The sequence below is a fragment of the Bacillus clarus genome (genome assembly GCF_000746925.1).
Lineage (GTDB): Bacteria > Bacillota > Bacilli > Bacillales > Bacillaceae_G > Bacillus_A > Bacillus_A clarus.
Genome location: NZ_JMQC01000008.1, coordinates 774,189 through 791,113, shown reverse-complemented (window position 1 = coordinate 791,113; position 16,925 = coordinate 774,189). Strand labels below are relative to the sequence as shown.

Annotated in this window: 17 protein-coding genes; all 17 read left to right on the top strand. The window is 37.8% G+C overall.

Annotated elements, in window-relative coordinates; translation table 11 throughout:
* Positions 1-129 precede the first annotated feature (129 nt).
* The 17 genes from rplS to frr all read left to right on the top strand — a co-directional run bounded on the left by rplS (position 130) and on the right by frr (position 16,878).
* Entirely contained in the window at positions 130-474 is a 345-nt protein-coding gene (rplS, locus tag DJ93_RS04710; protein ID WP_001186516.1) for a 50S ribosomal protein L19, read from the top strand.
* A 101-nt stretch (positions 475-575) separates the two neighbouring features.
* Positions 576-1,127 carry a signal peptidase I gene (lepB, locus tag DJ93_RS04705; protein WP_042979418.1) on the top strand — a complete coding sequence of 184 codons (552 nt, stop codon included), beginning with the start codon at positions 576-578 and terminating at the stop codon, positions 1,125-1,127.
* Positions 1,128-1,148: 21 nt separating this feature from the next.
* Positions 1,149-2,021 (top strand): ribosome biogenesis GTPase YlqF, encoded by an 873-nt coding sequence (gene ylqF / locus DJ93_RS04700; RefSeq protein WP_042979416.1) that lies wholly within the window; start codon positions 1,149-1,151, stop codon positions 2,019-2,021.
* Positions 2,022-2,077: 56 nt separating this feature from the next.
* Complete coding sequence (locus DJ93_RS04695; RefSeq protein WP_042979415.1) at positions 2,078-2,851, top strand: ribonuclease HII; 774 nt, start codon at positions 2,078-2,080, stop codon at positions 2,849-2,851.
* Between the two features lie 194 nt (positions 2,852-3,045).
* Positions 3,046-4,206, top strand: coding sequence for an ADP-forming succinate--CoA ligase subunit beta (gene sucC, locus DJ93_RS04690; protein ID WP_042979414.1), 1,161 nt, complete (start codon positions 3,046-3,048; stop codon positions 4,204-4,206).
* 19 nt (positions 4,207-4,225) lie between these two features.
* The gene (sucD, locus tag DJ93_RS04685) at positions 4,226-5,128 is read left to right on the top strand and encodes a succinate--CoA ligase subunit alpha (RefSeq protein WP_042979412.1); all 903 of its coding nucleotides are present in this window, start codon (positions 4,226-4,228) and stop codon (positions 5,126-5,128) included.
* 88 nt (positions 5,129-5,216) lie between these two features.
* Positions 5,217-6,086, top strand: coding sequence for a DNA-processing protein DprA (gene dprA, locus DJ93_RS04680; protein ID WP_042979411.1), 870 nt, complete (start codon positions 5,217-5,219; stop codon positions 6,084-6,086).
* A 144-nt stretch (positions 6,087-6,230) separates the two neighbouring features.
* Positions 6,231-8,309, top strand: a complete 2,079-nt coding sequence (gene topA, locus DJ93_RS04675; protein WP_042979410.1) for a type I DNA topoisomerase — start codon at positions 6,231-6,233, stop codon at positions 8,307-8,309.
* 48 nt (positions 8,310-8,357) lie between these two features.
* Positions 8,358-9,662 (top strand): FADH(2)-oxidizing methylenetetrahydrofolate--tRNA-(uracil(54)-C(5))-methyltransferase TrmFO, encoded by a 1,305-nt coding sequence (gene trmFO, locus DJ93_RS04670; protein WP_042979409.1) that lies wholly within the window; start codon positions 8,358-8,360, stop codon positions 9,660-9,662.
* 65 nt (positions 9,663-9,727) lie between these two features.
* Complete coding sequence (xerC, locus tag DJ93_RS04665) at positions 9,728-10,627, top strand: tyrosine recombinase XerC (protein ID WP_042979408.1); 900 nt, start codon at positions 9,728-9,730, stop codon at positions 10,625-10,627.
* 42 nt (positions 10,628-10,669) lie between these two features.
* The gene (gene hslV / locus DJ93_RS04660; RefSeq protein ID WP_042979407.1) at positions 10,670-11,212 is read left to right on the top strand and encodes an ATP-dependent protease proteolytic subunit HslV; all 543 of its coding nucleotides are present in this window, start codon (positions 10,670-10,672) and stop codon (positions 11,210-11,212) included.
* 22 nt (positions 11,213-11,234) lie between these two features.
* Entirely contained in the window at positions 11,235-12,626 is a 1,392-nt protein-coding gene (gene hslU / locus DJ93_RS04655; protein WP_042979406.1) for an ATP-dependent protease ATPase subunit HslU, read from the top strand.
* A 77-nt stretch (positions 12,627-12,703) separates the two neighbouring features.
* On the top strand, positions 12,704-13,483 hold the full coding sequence (gene codY / locus DJ93_RS04650) for a GTP-sensing pleiotropic transcriptional regulator CodY (protein WP_042979405.1): 780 nt from the start codon (positions 12,704-12,706) through the stop codon (positions 13,481-13,483).
* Between the two features lie 353 nt (positions 13,484-13,836).
* Positions 13,837-14,538, top strand: a complete 702-nt coding sequence (gene rpsB / locus DJ93_RS04645; protein ID WP_026590321.1) for a 30S ribosomal protein S2 — start codon at positions 13,837-13,839, stop codon at positions 14,536-14,538.
* Between the two features lie 103 nt (positions 14,539-14,641).
* Entirely contained in the window at positions 14,642-15,529 is an 888-nt protein-coding gene (tsf, locus tag DJ93_RS04640) for a translation elongation factor Ts (RefSeq protein WP_042979404.1), read from the top strand.
* 66 nt (positions 15,530-15,595) lie between these two features.
* Positions 15,596-16,318, top strand: a complete 723-nt coding sequence (gene pyrH, locus DJ93_RS04635; protein WP_000042663.1) for a UMP kinase — start codon at positions 15,596-15,598, stop codon at positions 16,316-16,318.
* A gap of 2 nt (positions 16,319-16,320) precedes the next feature.
* A complete protein-coding gene (frr, locus tag DJ93_RS04630; protein ID WP_042979403.1) occupies positions 16,321-16,878 on the top strand; it encodes a ribosome recycling factor in 558 nt (185 codons plus the stop codon).
* Positions 16,879-16,925: the final 47 nt, after the last annotated feature.

Below are 16,925 nucleotides of genomic sequence, written 5' to 3'. Positions count from 1 at the left end.
TATTGCAACAGGCCTAGCAATATGCTATTATAACATTTGTGTTACTGAAATCAGTAGCCGTATTAACGATGTTCCGCTGTAATTTATTAAGACTTTATAAGAGCATCCGTTTAAAGGAGAGAATTGAATATGCAACAATTAATCGCAGAAATTACAAAAGGCCAATTAAAAACTGACCTTCCTTCATTCCGTCCCGGAGACACTTTACGTGTACACGTAAAAGTAGTTGAGGGAACTCGTGAAAGAATTCAGCTTTTCGAAGGTGTTGTAATTAAACGTCGTGGTGGCGGAATCAGTGAAACATTCACAGTTCGTAAGATTTCTTACGGTGTAGGTGTTGAGCGTACATTCCCAGTTCACACGCCAAGAATCGCGAAAATCGAAGTACTTCGCCGTGGTAAAGTACGTCGTGCTAAGTTATACTACTTACGTAACCTTCGCGGTAAAAAAGCACGTATCAAAGAAATTCGATAAGACATGTATGGGAGCTTGTAAATGCACAAGCTCCCTTTTTCCAATCTATATGAAATTTTGATATAATACGAACAGCTTACATAACTGTGGAGGGGAAATGCATGAAGAAAGAGAAGAGTTCACTTTGGGAATGGATAAAAGCAATTTTGATTGCTGTTGTGTTAGCGGGTGTTATTAGACAATTTTTCTTTGCGCCAATTCTTGTAGATGGTGTATCGATGTCACCAACGCTACATGATCGTGATCGGATGATTGTTAATAAGATTGGTTATCACATCGGTGAACCGAAACGTTTTGATATTATTGTTTTTCGAGCTACGGAAGAAAAAGACTATATTAAGCGTGTTATTGGCTTACCGGGTGATGAAATTGAGTATCGTAATGATAAATTATATGTTAACGGAAAACCCTATGAGGAACCGTATTTAGACAAGCAGAAAAAAGAACTTGCTGACGGACCGCTTACATATGATTTTACTCTTGAAGAGATGACAGGTAAAAAAACTGTTCCGAAAGGTCAATTATTTGTTTTAGGTGATAATCGTCGTTTTAGTAAAGATAGCCGTTCAATTGGTACGATTTCAATGGACCAAGTAATTGGAAAAGCCAATATGTTATATTGGCCATTAAAAGACGCACGTATTGTGAAATAAACGAAAAAAGAAGGTGGCAACATGGCAATTCAATGGTTCCCAGGGCATATGGCGAAAGCTAGGCGCCAAGTAACAGAGAAATTAAAGTTAATTGATGTTGTAATCGAACTTGTAGATGCTCGATTACCTTTATCTTCTCGAAACCCGATGATTGATGAAATTATTACACATAAGCCGAGGCTTGTTGTTTTAAATAAAGCGGATATGGCAGATGATCGACTAACAAAGCAATGGATCGCCTATTTTGAGGAAAAAGGGCATAAAGCAATTTCAATTAATGCGCAAGCTGGACAAGGGATGAAAGAAATTGCAGCTGCATGTAAAGTACTTGTAAAAGAAAAGTTTGATAAAATGGTTGCAAAAGGCATTCGTCCAAGAGCAATTCGCGCTTTAATTGTAGGTATTCCGAATGTCGGTAAATCCACATTGATTAATAAATTAGCGAAGAAAAATATTGCGAAAACAGGTGATCGCCCAGGAGTTACAACAGCTCAACAATGGATTAAGGTTGGGAAGGAAATGGAACTACTGGATACACCAGGTATTTTATGGCCTAAATTTGAAGATGAATTAGTTGGACTTCGTCTTGCGACAACGGGTGCGATTAAAGATTCTATTTTAAATTTACAAGACGTAGCAGTATATGCACTTCGTTTTATGGAAAAGCATTATCCAGAACGTATACAAGAACGCTATAAATTAAGTGAAATTCCAGAAGACATTGTAGAATTCTTTGATGCGATTGGAAGAAATAGAGGTTGCCTAATGGGCGGCGGAATGATTGATTATGATAAAACATCTGAGCTTATTCTTCGTGAGCTTCGTGGTGGCAAACTTGGAAAAATGACATTTGAAACACCGGAAGAATTTGCAGAGGAAGTAGAAGAAGTATAAGACGTACGTTTGTGCGTCTTTTCTTTTTGGTTATCTTTAAAAGGGAGTGTACATTTATGCAAAAAATCACGATTCAAGAAGCAGAAAACGTATTGCAAGATATTAAGAATGAAGAAGATGAAAGATTTCAAGCGTTAGTGAATGATGAGCGAAAAGGTGTTCAAAAGCTAATTTTAAAATGGCATAAGCAAAAAGAGTTAGCTCAGAAGGAAAAAGAAAAGTTTTTAGAGATGTCAAAATATGAAAAGGCATTGCGTGAAAAAGGCCTCACATATATTGCTGGTATCGATGAAGTGGGAAGAGGGCCGCTAGCTGGGCCTGTTGTTACGGCTGCTGTCGTCCTTCCGGAAGATTTCTATATCCCAGGGTTAAATGACTCTAAAAAACTAAGTGAAGCGAAACGTGAGCGTTTTTATGATGAAATAAAAGCACAAGCAATTGCGATTGGAGTTGGAATTGTATCACCGCAAGTTATAGATGAGATAAATATTTATCAAGCGACGAAACAAGCGATGTTAGATGCTGTTGCGAATTTATCTTGTACACCACAATATTTATTAATTGATGCGATGAAGCTTCCTACATCAATTCCACAAACATCCATTATTAAAGGTGATGCGAAAAGTGTTTCTATTTCAGCTGCATCTATTATCGCGAAGGTGACGAGAGATCGTATGATGAAAGAGCTTGGAGAAAAGTATCCTGCATATGGATTTGGACAACATATGGGGTATGGAACAAAACAGCATTTAGAAGCGATTGAAGCGCATGGAGTATTAGAGGAACATCGGAAATCATTTGCGCCAATTAAAGATATGATTCAAAAATAAGCTGTGAATATACAGCTTATTTTTTTATTTTGGTATATGAACATTATTATTTTCGAAAAAGAATAAAGCGATTTCAGTTTTCTGACACTTTATTGTAGACAGCGTGCCAATCATCTTATACAATGGCAATGTAATGTTTTTTAAACATTAAAAAACTTTTCGAGTAAAACAGGAAAACAGGGGAGGATGGGACCATGAATATCCATGAGTACCAAGGTAAGGCAGTCCTTAGAAGCTATGGGGTTAGCGTTCCGAACGGGAAGGTTGCATTTACAGTAGAAGAAGCTGTAGAAGCAGCGAAAGAATTAGGAACGGATGTATGTGTAGTTAAAGCGCAAATTCACGCTGGTGGACGCGGCAAAGCTGGCGGTGTAAAAGTTGCGAAAAATTTAGAAGAAGTTCGTACATATGCAGAAAGCATTTTAGGAACTACACTTGTAACGCATCAAACAGGTCCTGAAGGTAAGGAAGTAAAACGCTTACTTATCGAAGAAGGTTGCGATATTAAGAAAGAATATTATGTAGGTCTAGTGTTAGATCGTGCAACTTCTCAAGTTGTTTTAATGGCATCTGAAGAAGGTGGAACAGAAATTGAAGAAGTAGCAGAAAAAACACCTGAAAAAATCTTTAAAGAATATATTGATCCAGCAGTAGGTTTACAAGGTTTCCAAGCGCGTCGAATCGCATTTAACATCAATATTCCAAAAGAGCTTGTAGGACAAGCTGTGAAGTTTATGATGGGCTTATATCGTGCGTTTATTGAAAAAGATTGCTCTATCGCTGAAATTAATCCACTTGTTACAACAGGTGACGGTAAAGTAATGGCGTTAGATGCAAAATTAAACTTTGATTCTAATGCATTATATCGTCATAAAGACATTTTAGAACTTCGTGATCTTGATGAAGAAGATTCAAAAGAAGTTGAAGCATCTAAATATGACTTAAACTACATTCCTTTAGATGGAAATATCGGTTGTATGGTAAATGGTGCAGGTTTAGCGATGGCTACAATGGATATCATTAAACATTACCATGGTGACCCAGCTAACTTCTTAGATGTTGGTGGCGGTGCAACGGCTGAAAAAGTAACAGAAGCATTCAAAATTATCCTTTCTGACAAAAATGTAAAAGGTATCTTCGTTAACATTTTTGGTGGCATTATGAAGTGTGATGTTATCGCAGAAGGTGTTATTGAAGCAACGAAGCAAGTAGGTCTTGAGTTACCTTTAGTTGTACGTCTTGAAGGTACAAACGTAGAATTAGGTAAGAAAATTTTAAATGAGTCTGGCTTAAATATTGTTGCAGCAGAATCTATGGCAGACGGTGCAAAGAAAATTGTTTCACTAGTGGGCTAATAGAAAGCGGGGGAGAAAAATGAGCGTATTAGTTAATAAAGATACAAAAGTTATTGTTCAAGGTATTACAGGTTCTCAAGGATTATTCCATACAAAACAAATGATTGAATACGGTACGAAAATTGTCGGTGGTGTAACACCTGGTAAAGGCGGCACTGATATTGAAGGTGTACCAGTATTTGATACAGTAGAAGATGCTGTGAAAGCAACAGGCGCAAACGCTTCAGTTGTATACGTTCCACCCGCTTTTGCTGCTGATGCAATTATGGAAGCAGTTGATGCGAAGATTGATTTAGTAGTATGTATTACTGAAGGAATTCCTGTATTAGATATGGTTAACGTAAAGAGATATATGGCTGGTAAACATACACGTTTACTTGGACCAAACTGCCCAGGTGTCATTACGCCTGATGAATGTAAAATCGGTATTATGCCAGGCTACATTCATAAAAAAGGTCATGTTGGTATCGTATCTCGTTCTGGTACATTAACATATGAAGCTGTACACCAGTTAACACAAGAAGGTATTGGCCAATCTACTGCTGTAGGTATCGGTGGGGACCCTGTTAACGGTACAGACTTTATTGATGCGTTAAAAGCATTTAATGAAGATGAAGAGACACATGCTGTAATTATGATTGGTGAAATCGGTGGTACAGCAGAAGAAGAAGCTGCTGAATGGGTAAAAGCTAATATGACAAAACCAGTTGTAGGTTTCATTGGGGGCCAAACGGCGCCTGCTGGTAAGCGTATGGGCCATGCTGGAGCAATCATTTCTGGTGGTAAAGGAACAGCTGCTGAAAAGATTAAAACAATGGAAGCATGCGGTATTAAAGTTGCAGAAACACCAGCTGTTATGGGTGAAACATTAATCTCTGTTTTAAAAGAAAAGGGATTATTTGAAACTTGTAAAAACTATTAATCTTTTTGAAAGACACCTTCTTGTTAGAGGGTGTCTTTTTACACTTTTTCTGTTTACATAATAAAAATTATGGGTAAGGAGAATTAAGATGAAAAGAGAAAGATTATTGCACATTCACTACATGTTGGCGGATCATTGGAAGGCGTTAGAGAGGCTACTATATATTGATCCGGAACTGAAGGAAATATACGCTTTTAGTCCGAAACAATTTGAGTATTACGCTGGAATATCCTCGAAAAAATCTTCAGAACTAGTAAAATTCCTTCAGACTTCAAATCTCCCGCAATATATATTCCATTTAGAGAAAAAGCAAATATTTTATATGACCATATGGGATGAGGATTATCCACAATTATTAAGGGAAATACAAGATCCCCCTTTTGTTTTATATGGAAAAGGAGAGAGGGATTTTCTTAATAGGGTAAATAAATTAGCGATTGTTGGAACGAGAGAGCCGTCTTTATATGGAAAGGAGAGTATGCGGTTTATTTTACAACCGCTACTTGAAAAAGAGTGGCTTATTGTTAGTGGATTTGCAAGAGGGATAGATACAATTGCTCACGAAGTTACACTGCGACAATACTGCCCGACTATTGCAATATTAGGACACGGATTATCGTATATATATCCAAAAGTGAATCGGTGTTTATATGAAACATGGAAAGACTATATATTGTTATTGACAGAATATCCCCCGCATTATGCCCCTAAAAAATGGTATTTCCCAAAAAGAAATCGAATTATTAGCGGTATAAGTAAGGGGGTTTTAGTTATAGAAGCAAAATCGAGAAGTGGATCACTTATTACTGCAGACCTTGCGCTAGAACAAAATAGAGAGGTATTTGCGCTTCCTGGACCTATATTTATAGAGACTGCAGCAGGAACGAATCGGCTTATTCAGCAAGGTGCAAAACTTGTCCAAAATGCAGGGGATATTCTTGAAGAATTTCCGAATTAACCTTATATTTTTATGTTTTTATTAAACAATTATTGACAAATGGTAGATAGGCACTGTATGTTATACTCATTCTTGATTGACAAAAACAAGAGAAATCAATAAGATTAATGAAGACTTGAATCCACCTCTTAAGGAGGCACTAGCATGTCAGATTACCTCGTAATCGTGGAGTCGCCTTCTAAGGCGAAGACCATTGAGAAATATTTAGGGAAAAAATACAAAGTCGTCGCGTCTATGGGACATGTTCGCGATTTACCTAAAAGCCAAATGGGGATAGAAGTAAAGAATAACTTCACCCCGAAGTATATTACCATTCGTGGTAAAGGTCCCGTTTTAAAAGATTTAAAATCAGCGGCAAAAAAAGCAAAGAAAGTCTATCTCGCGGCCGATCCGGATCGTGAAGGAGAAGCGATTGCTTGGCATTTAGCAAACACGTTAAATGTAGACGTTGAATCAGATTGCCGAGTTGTATTTAATGAGATTACAAAAGATGCGATTAAAGAATCATTCAAGCATCCTCGTGCAATCAATATGGATTTAGTAGACGCACAACAAGCAAGGCGCATACTTGACCGTCTTGTAGGGTACAATATTAGTCCTTTATTATGGAAGAAAGTAAAAAAAGGATTGAGTGCTGGGCGTGTACAATCTGTAGCAGTTCGTTTAATTATTGATCGTGAAAAAGAAATTCAAAGTTTTATTCCTGAAGAATTCTGGACAATTAAAACGGAATTTGTGAAAGGAAAAGATACATTTGAAGCGAGTTTTTACGGTATAAATGGCGAAAAAGTTCAATTAACAAATGAAGCGCAAGTAAATGACATAATCGAAAAGATGAAAGACAATGTGTTTTCAGTTGAAAATGTAACGAAAAAAGAGCGGAAGCGTAATCCAGCGGTACCGTTTACAACATCTTCTCTACAACAAGAAGCTGCGCGCAAATTAAACATGCGAGCAAAGAAAACGATGATGCTTGCACAGCAGCTATATGAAGGGATAGATATTGGTAAACAAGGGACTGTGGGTCTTATTACGTATATGAGAACAGATTCAACTCGTATTTCAGAAACCGCTCAAGAAGAAGCTCGTTCTTACATTACTGAGGCGTTTGGTTCGGAATACATAGGAACAGAGAAGAAGAAGGAAACGAAAAAGTCAAATGCACAAGATGCGCATGAAGCGATTCGTCCAACTTCGGTAATGAGGAAGCCAGATGAACTAAAAAGTTTCTTAAGTCGTGATCAACATCGTTTGTATAAATTGATTTGGGAGCGATTTGTTGCAAGTCAAATGGCATCTGCTATAATGGATACTGTTACAGCAAGGCTCATTAATAATAATGTTCAGTTCCGTGCAAGTGGATCGGTAGTGAAGTTCCCAGGTTTCATGAAAGTGTACGTAGAATCGAAAGATGATGGTACGGAAGAAAAGGATAAGATGTTGCCACCTTTAGAAATAGGGGAAACGGTATTTTCGAAAGATATCGAACCGAAGCAACATTTTACACAGCCACCGCCACGTTATACGGAGGCACGTTTAGTTCGAACGCTTGAAGAACTTGGAATTGGAAGGCCATCTACTTATGTGCCGACACTCGAAACAATTCAAAAACGAGGGTACGTTGCATTAGACAATAAACGCTTTGTTCCTACAGAACTTGGTGAAATTGTAATTGAACTTATTTTAGAGTTTTTCCCAGAAATTATTAACATTGAATTCACTGCCAATATGGAGCAAAACCTTGATGAAGTAGAAGAAGGAAAAGCGAATTGGGTAAAAATTGTTGATGATTTCTACGTAGGCTTCGAACCGCGTTTAGAAAAAGCGGAAAAAGAAATGCGTGAAGTGGAAATTAAAGATGAACCAGCTGGAGAAGATTGTGAATTATGTGATCACCCAATGGTCTTTAAAATGGGTAAATATGGGAAGTTTATGGCTTGTTCGAATTTCCCTGATTGTCGTAATACAAAACCGATTGTAAAAGAAATTGGTGTAACTTGTCCGAAGTGTGATAAAGGGCAAATTATTGAACGTCGTAGTAATAAAAAGAAACGTCTTTTCTACGGATGCGGTACGTATCCAGAATGTGACTTTGTATCTTGGGATAAGCCGATTGGCCGTAAATGTCCGAAGTGTGAAGGCATGCTAGTAGAGAAGAAGTTGAAAAAAGGCGTTCAAGTACAATGTATTTCGTGTGATTATGAAGAAGAACAACAAATGTGAGCGTAACTGCTCACATTTTTTTCGGGAAGAAAAGGAAAGGTGATATATATGACAACACAAGTAGTAAACGTCATTGGCGCAGGTCTTGCAGGAAGTGAAGCAGCTTACCAAATTGCAAAACGTGGTGTCCAAGTAAAATTATATGAAATGAGACCAGTAAGACAAACGCCAGCTCATCATACGGATAAATTTGCGGAGTTAGTATGTAGTAACTCGCTTCGTGCGAATACATTAACGAATGCTGTTGGGGTTATTAAAGAAGAAATGCGCCGAATGGACTCTGTTATTATACGTGCAGCTGATGAATGCTCTGTGCCAGCAGGAGGAGCATTAGCTGTAGATCGTCATGAGTTTGCAGCAAAAGTAACTGAGTATGTGAAAAATCATCCAAACGTAACAGTAATGAATGAGGAAATTACAGAAATTCCAGAAGGGCCAACTGTTATTGCGACAGGTCCACTTACATCTCCAGATCTTTCCGCACAATTGAAAGAACTAACTGGTGAAGATTATTTTTATTTCTACGATGCGGCGGCGCCAATTGTTGAGAAAGACAGCATTGATATGAATAAAGTGTATTTGAAATCTCGCTACGATAAAGGTGAAGCGGCGTATTTAAACTGTCCTATGACAGAAGAAGAGTTTGACCGTTTTTATGATGCTTTAGTCGCTGCGGAGACAGTGCCATTGAAAGAATTTGAGAAAGAAGTTTTCTTTGAAGGGTGTATGCCAGTAGAAGTTATGGCAGGTAGAGGAAGGCAAACGCTCGTATTTGGACCGATGAAACCTGTTGGATTGGAAGATCCAAAAACAGGGGAGACGCCGTATGCTGTTGTACAATTACGCCAAGATGATGCAGCAGGAACGTTATACAATATTGTAGGATTCCAAACACATTTAAAGTGGGGACCGCAAAAAGAAGTATTACAGCTAATTCCTGGATTAGAAAATGCAGAAATCGTACGTTATGGTGTAATGCATCGTAATACCTTTATTAATTCTCCGAAGCTACTTCGTCCAACGTACCAGTATAAAAATCGTGACGACTTGTTCTTTGCTGGTCAAATGACTGGAGTAGAGGGCTATGTAGAATCTGCAGCTTCAGGTTTATTAGCAGGTATTAACGCAGCGCGTCTTGTACAAGGTGAAGAGCCAGTCGTATTACCGCCTGTAACAGCAATGGGAAGTATGGCGAATTATATCACTGCAACAAATGCGAAAAATTTCCAACCGATGAATGCCAACTTCGGTCTATTTGCACCGCTAGAAAAGAAAATTAAAAAGAAACAAGAACGTAATGAAGCATATGCTACACGAGCTTTAGAAACAATTCAAAATTTTGTAAATATTTAGTTAAATTTCTTGCAAAGGCTACTGAGTTGTGATACGATTTAGTAGCCTTTATTGAGGTGAATTGTGTGAATGTGAACAAATTGTTACAATTATTCGTTGGATATTTACAAATTGAAAGAAATTATTCAAAATATACAATTGCAAGTTATCAAAATGATTTAGAACATTTCGTGCAATTTATGGAGCGAGAAGGCATATCCTCTTTTTTAGATGTTACATACATTGATGTTCGTTTGTACTTAACGACGTTACATGATGCGAAGTTAGCCCGTAAATCTGTCGCAAGGAAAGTATCAAGTTTACGAAGTTTATATCGTTTTTTGATGCGTGAAGGATATCGAGAAGATAATCCATTTGCACTTGCGTCACTCCCCAAAAAAGAATGGTCAATCCCAAAGTTTTTGTACGTTGAAGAATTAGAAAAATTATTTGAAGTTTCTGATGTGGAAACGCCGCTTGGTCAAAGAAATCAAGCTTTATTAGAATTGATGTATGCAACAGGAATCCGTGTGAGTGAATGTGTGAATTTAAAGTTGACTGACATTGATTTTGCAGTGGGCACAATTCTAGTAATGGGAAAAGGGAAAAAACAAAGGTATATTCCGTTCGGGAGCTATGCACAAGATGCTTTGAATACTTATATAGAAGACGGGAGAAAGCGGTTAACGAATAAAACTGAGGAACACTCTCAAATGGTGTTTTTAAATGCGAAGGGTACGCCGTTAACAGATCGAGGTGTGCGTTATATTTTAAATGAGCTTATAAAAAAAGTTTCTCTTACGATGCGAATAAGTCCACATATGTTAAGGCATACATTCGCCACACATATGCTAGATGAAGGTGCGGATTTACGTGCTATACAGGAGCTGTTAGGCCATGAGAATTTATCGACTACACAAATCTATACGCATGTTTCTAAAGAAAGGTTGCGTTCTGTTTACATGAAGCATCACCCGCGAGCATAAATTGCTTTTAAAGCTATAAAAACATATAAAGGAGTTTTTTCTATGGGAAATTTCCACGCTACAACGATATTTGCAGTTCATCATAATGGAGAATGTGCAATGGCTGGAGACGGCCAGGTGACAATGGGTAATGCTGTTGTGATGAAGCATACGGCTCGCAAAGTTCGAAAGCTATTTCATGGTAAAGTTTTAGCGGGCTTTGCAGGTTCAGTTGCAGATGCATTTACTCTTTTTGAAATGTTTGAAGGGAAATTAGAAGAGTACAACGGCAACTTACAACGTGCTGCAGTTGAAATGGCAAAACAATGGCGTGGTGACAAGATGCTGCGTCAATTGGAAGCGATGCTCATTGTCATGGATGAAACAACGATGCTTCTTGTTTCGGGAACGGGTGAAGTAATAGAACCAGATGATGGTATTTTAGCAATCGGTTCAGGTGGACATTATGCGCTTGCTGCGGGCCGTGCTTTAAAACAATATGCAAGTGAACATTTAACAGCGAAACAAATTGCAAAAGCGAGTTTAGAGATTGCTGGCGATATTTGTGTGTATACAAATCACAATATAATTGTGGAAGAATTGTAGAATCGTAAGGGAGGCATTTTATATGCATTTACATTTTACTCCGCGTCAAATTGTGGAAAAATTGGATCAATATATCATTGGACAAAAAGATGCGAAAAAAGCGGTTGCAGTAGCGCTTAGAAATCGATATCGTCGCAGTAAATTAGCTGAAGATTTACGTGACGAAGTTGCACCAAAAAACATTTTAATGATTGGACCGACAGGTGTCGGAAAAACAGAGGTAGCGCGACGGATGGCGAAGCTCGTTGGAGCACCTTTTATTAAAGTTGAAGCGACGAAATTTACAGAAGTTGGATATGTGGGCCGAGATGTAGAATCGATGGTTCGCGATCTTGTTGAAACTTCTGTTCGTATCGTGAAAGAAGAAATGGTCGTTAAAGTTCAAGATAAAGCTGAAGAGCAAGCAAATCAACGTCTTGTTGAAATTTTAGTACCAAGTCCAGAGAAACAATCTGGATTTAAAAATCCATTAGAAATGCTTTTTGGTGGTACTCAGAATTCAAACCAAACATCTGAAGCGCAGGAAGATGCTGAAATCGAAAAGAAACGTCAAGATGTGGAAAGAAAGCTTGCTGCAGGTCTGCTTGAAGAAGAAATTGTTTCCATTGAAGTGACGGAACAACAGTCTTCTATGTTTGATATGTTGCAAGGAACTGGCATGGAACAAATGGGGATGAATTTCCAAGATGCGTTAGGAAGTATCATGCCGAAAAAAACAAAAAAACGTAAACTTTCTGTAAAAGAAGCGAGAAAAGTCTTGACAAATGAAGAGGCACAGCGCTTAATTGATATGGATGAAGTTACACAAGAGGCTGTTTATCGTGCTGAACAGCTCGGGATCATTTTTATTGATGAAATTGACAAAATTGCTGGTAAGCAGTCGAATAGCGTAGATGTATCTCGTGAAGGTGTGCAACGTGACATTTTACCAATTGTAGAAGGGTCGAACGTTGCGACGAAGTATGGATCAGTCAAAACGGATTATATTTTGTTTGTTGCAGCTGGAGCGTTTCATATGTCTAAACCGTCTGATTTGATTCCGGAATTACAAGGGAGATTCCCGATTCGAGTAGAATTAACAAAGTTATCAGTAGATGATTTTGTTAAAATTTTAATTGAGCCTGATAATGCGCTAATAAAACAATATATGGCGTTGTTAGCGACTGAAGGTATAGAAATTGAATTTTCTGACGAAGCTATTCGTAAGATTGCTGAGATTGCTTATCAAGTTAATCAAGATACGGATAATATTGGAGCAAGAAGGCTCCATACCATTATGGAGAAGCTTCTTGAAGATTTATCGTTTGAAGCATCTGAAATTACGTTAGAAAAAATAACGATAACACCTCAATATGTAGAGGAAAAATTAGCGACAATTGCTAAAAATAAAGATGTGAGCCAGTTTATTTTGTAATAGTGTCATCAGGTGACTCGCCCTAGTTTCCAAGTGATGAAAAAATATGTGAGTAACATGTAGGAGGAACTTTTGAAATGGAATTATTAGCAAAAACGAGAAAATTAAATGCGTTATTACAAAGTGCAGCAGGAAAACCTGTAAACTTTAGAGAGATGTCTGATACAATGTGTGAAGTAATTGAAGCGAACGTGTTCGTTGTAAGTCGTCGTGGTAAATTATTAGGATATGCGATTCACCAACAAATCGAGAACGAACGCATGAAGCAAATGCTAGCAGAGCGTCAATTCCCAGAAGAGTATACGCAAAGCTTATTCAATGTTACAGAAACATCTTCAAATTTAGGTGTGGATAGTGCTTACACAGCATTCCCAGTGGAAAATAGAGAATTATTCGGCCAAGGTTTAACTACAATCGTACCGATCGTTGGTGGCGGTGAGCGTTTAGGTACATTAGTATTAGCTCGTCTTGGTCAAGAGTTCTTAGACGATGATTTAATCCTTGCTGAGTACAGCTCAACTGTTGTAGGTATGGAAATCTTACGTGAAAAAGCAGAAGAAATCGAAGAGGAAGCACGTAGTAAAGCTGTTGTTCAAATGGCGATCAGCTCATTATCTTATAGTGAGTTAGAAGCAATCGAGCACATCTTCGAAGAATTAAATGGAACAGAAGGTTTACTTGTTGCAAGTAAAATTGCTGATCGCGTAGGAATTACTCGTTCTGTAATCGTAAATGCACTACGTAAACTAGAAAGTGCTGGTGTAATTGAGTCTCGCTCTTTAGGTATGAAAGGAACATATATTAAAGTGCTAAACGACAAGTTTCTACATGAGCTTGCTAAATTAAAAACAAACTAATTTATAAGAAAAACTCTCCTCATTTGAGGAGAGTTTTTTGTTTTCTAAGAGATTCGCTGTGCTTAAATAAAGCGTCTTGACAATGATCTTTAAGGAGTCTATTCATAAAAGCTCACTTTGTTGCTTAAAGGAGAAAAAGGTTGGTAATACTAGAATTGGAGCGTAAAAAAAAGAAAGTTTTACATTGTTCGCATTTTCGACTTGATTGTAATATTTCAGTATGATATAGTAAGCAGTGGTGTCAGTACAAAGTACACACGTTTACTGATTTAAGTGTTGGTGCTACGTTCGTAGTTTCGCTTAGAGATGAAGTAAACGGAGGATATCAAAAACCATTTAGGAGGAACTAAATTATGTCAGTAATTTCTATGAAGCAATTGCTTGAAGCTGGTGTTCATTTCGGACATCAAACTCGTCGTTGGAACCCAAAAATGAAGCGTTACATTTTCACAGAGCGTAACGGTATCTACATCATCGACTTACAAAAAACTGTGAAGAAAGTTGAAGAAGCTTTCAACGTAATGCGTAACATCGCTGCTGAAGGTGGCGACATTTTATTCGTAGGTACTAAAAAACAAGCACAAGAAGCTATTAAAGAAGAAGCAACTCGTGCTGGTATGTACTTCGTTAACCAACGTTGGTTAGGTGGAACTTTAACAAACTTCCAAACAATCCAAAAGCGTATCAAACGTCTTAAAGACATCGAAAGAATGCAAGAAGATGGTACTTTCGAAGTACTTCCTAAGAAAGAAGTTGTTCAACTTAAAAAAGAGTTAGAGCGTCTTGAGAAATTCTTAGGCGGTATTAAAGATATGAAAGGTCTTCCAAGTGCATTATTCGTAGTAGACCCTCGTAAAGAGCGTATTGCAGTTGCTGAAGCACGCAAATTACACATTCCAATCATCGGTATCGTTGATACAAACTGTGATCCAGACGAAATCGATCACGTTATCCCAGCAAACGATGATGCAATTCGTGCTGTAAAACTTCTTACATCTAAAATGGCAGACGCGATCCTTGAAGCAAAACAAGGTGAAGAAACTGTTACTGCGTAACAAATTTGGAAAGGTGATAAGGGGTTCGGCCTTTTATCACCTTTTTTAAGGTATAAAAACCTTTTTAAAAGGTATAAATACATATTTTAGGAGGATGAAAAATATGGCAATCACTGCACAAATGGTAAAAGAACTTCGTGAAAAAACTGGCGCAGGTATGATGGACTGCAAAAAAGCTTTAACAGAAACTAACGGCGACATGGAGAAGGCAATTGACTTCTTACGTGAAAAAGGTATTGCGAAAGCTGCTAAAAAAGCAGACCGCATCGCTGCTGAAGGTTTAACTTTCATCGAAACAAACGGTAACGAAGGTTTAATTTTAGAATTAAACTCTGAAACTGATTTCGTTGCGAAAAACGAAGGTTTCCAAACATTAATTAAAGAATTAGCTGCTCACTTATTAGCTAACAAACCTGCTAACATTGAAGAAGCTATGGCTCAAACAATTGCAAACGGCAAAACAGTAGAAGAGCACATCAACGAAGCAATCGCTAAAATTGGTGAAAAACTTACACTTCGTCGTTTCGAAATCGTTTCAAAAACTGATGCAGATGCATTCGGTGCTTACCTACACATGGGTGGACGCATTGGTGTATTAACAGTTCTTGAAGGTTCTACAGATGAAGCAGCTGCTAAAGATGTAGCAATGCACATTGCAGCAGTTAACCCTAAATACATCGACCGCGATGCTGTAACAGCTGAAGAAGTTGAGCATGAGCGTCAAGTATTAACACAACAAGCTTTAAACGAAGGCAAGCCTGAAAAAATCGTTGCGAAAATGGTTGAAGGCCGTCTAGGCAAATTCTTCGAAGAGATTTGCTTACTTGACCAAGCATTCGTTAAAAACCCTGATATGAAAGTTCGTCAGTTCGTTGAGTCTAAAGGCGGAACATTAAAAGGATTCGTTCGCTACGCTGTTGGTGAAGGTATCGAAAAACGCGAAGACAACTTTGCTGAAGAAGTAATGAACCAAGTAAAAGGTAACAACTAATACAGATTAGGGAACACATTGTGTTCCCTTTTTTAAAATAAAGATGTAAGCAATTGGAGGTTCATTATGAGTAAACCGAAATATAATCGTGTCGTTTTAAAGCTAAGCGGAGAAGCGCTAGCTGGCGAACAAGGATTTGGAATTAACCCAGCTGTAATTAAATCAGTTGCAGAACAAGTGAAAGAAATTGCAGAACTTGATGTAGAAGTTGCTGTTGTAGTTGGTGGCGGTAACATTTGGCGTGGGAAAATTGGAAGTGAAATGGGCATGGATCGTGCAGGAGCAGATTACATGGGCATGTTAGCAACAGTTATGAACTCATTAGCTCTTCAAGATAGCTTGGAGAACATTGGAATTCAAACTCGAGTGCAAACTTCAATTGAAATGCGTCAAGTGGCAGAACCTTACATTCGTCGTAAAGCAGTTCGTCACTTAGAGAAAAAACGTGTTGTTATCTTTGCTGCAGGTACAGGTAACCCATACTTCTCTACAGATACAACGGCAGCATTACGTGCAGCAGAAATCGAAGCGGACGTTATTCTAATGGCGAAAAACAATGTAGATGGCGTATATAATGCAGATCCATCTATTGACCCAACAGCTACGAAATACGAAACACTTACTTACTTAGATGTATTAAAAGAAGGTTTAGGTGTAATGGATTCTACAGCTTCTTCTTTATGTATGGACAATGATATTCCATTAATTGTATTCTCAGTTATGGAAAAAGGTAATATTAAACGTGCCGTTTTAGGTGAAAATATTGGAACAGTTGTAAGGGGGAAATAAATATGGGACAACAAGTATTAAAGTCTGCAAATGAAAAAATGGAAAAAGCAGTTGCTGCTTATTCTCGTGAATTAGCAACAGTTCGCGCTGGTCGTGCAAACGCGTCTGTATTAGATAAGGTACAAGTTGATTACTACGGTGCACCAACACCAGTTGTGCAATTAGCGAACATTACAGTTCCAGAAGCACGTTTACTTGTAATTCAGCCTTATGATAAAACTTCTATCGGTGATATTGAAAAAGCAATTTTAAAAGCAGATTTAGGCTTAAACCCTTCTAATGATGGAACTGTAATTCGTATTGCATTCCCTGCATTAACAGAAGAGCGTCGTCGTGATCTTGTAAAAGTTGTGAAAAAATATGCTGAAGAAGCAAAAGTTGCTGTTCGTAACGTACGTCGTGACGGTAATGATGATCTTAAGAAGCTTGAAAAAGCTGGCGATATTACAGAAGATGATTTAAGAGGATATACTGAAGATATCCAAAAAGAAACAGATAAATATATTGCAAAAGTTGACGAAATCGCAAAAAACAAAGAAAAAGAAATCATGGAAGTGTAATAGCGATAACTTCGCAAATATGACCCTCTTCTTAAGGGGGTCTTTTT

Bases quoted from the DNA above. Each gene is read 5' to 3' on its own strand.
- rplS (WP_001186516.1), top strand. From the start codon at position 130: ATGCAACAATTAATCGCAGAAATTACAAAAGGCCAATTAAAAACTGAC.
- lepB (WP_042979418.1), top strand. From the start codon at position 576: ATGAAGAAAGAGAAGAGTTCACTTTGGGAATGGATAAAAGCAATTTTG.
- ylqF (WP_042979416.1), top strand. From the start codon at position 1,149: ATGGCAATTCAATGGTTCCCAGGGCATATGGCGAAAGCTAGGCGCCAA.
- DJ93_RS04695 (WP_042979415.1), top strand. From the start codon at position 2,078: ATGCAAAAAATCACGATTCAAGAAGCAGAAAACGTATTGCAAGATATT.
- sucC (WP_042979414.1), top strand. From the start codon at position 3,046: ATGAATATCCATGAGTACCAAGGTAAGGCAGTCCTTAGAAGCTATGGG.
- sucD (WP_042979412.1), top strand. From the start codon at position 4,226: ATGAGCGTATTAGTTAATAAAGATACAAAAGTTATTGTTCAAGGTATT.
- dprA (WP_042979411.1), top strand. From the start codon at position 5,217: ATGAAAAGAGAAAGATTATTGCACATTCACTACATGTTGGCGGATCAT.
- topA (WP_042979410.1), top strand. From the start codon at position 6,231: ATGTCAGATTACCTCGTAATCGTGGAGTCGCCTTCTAAGGCGAAGACC.
- trmFO (WP_042979409.1), top strand. From the start codon at position 8,358: ATGACAACACAAGTAGTAAACGTCATTGGCGCAGGTCTTGCAGGAAGT.
- hslV (WP_042979407.1), top strand. From the start codon at position 10,670: ATGGGAAATTTCCACGCTACAACGATATTTGCAGTTCATCATAATGGA.
- hslU (WP_042979406.1), top strand. From the start codon at position 11,235: ATGCATTTACATTTTACTCCGCGTCAAATTGTGGAAAAATTGGATCAA.
- codY (WP_042979405.1), top strand. From the start codon at position 12,704: ATGGAATTATTAGCAAAAACGAGAAAATTAAATGCGTTATTACAAAGT.
- rpsB (WP_026590321.1), top strand. From the start codon at position 13,837: ATGTCAGTAATTTCTATGAAGCAATTGCTTGAAGCTGGTGTTCATTTC.
- tsf (WP_042979404.1), top strand. From the start codon at position 14,642: ATGGCAATCACTGCACAAATGGTAAAAGAACTTCGTGAAAAAACTGGC.
- pyrH (WP_000042663.1), top strand. From the start codon at position 15,596: ATGAGTAAACCGAAATATAATCGTGTCGTTTTAAAGCTAAGCGGAGAA.
- frr (WP_042979403.1), top strand. From the start codon at position 16,321: ATGGGACAACAAGTATTAAAGTCTGCAAATGAAAAAATGGAAAAAGCA.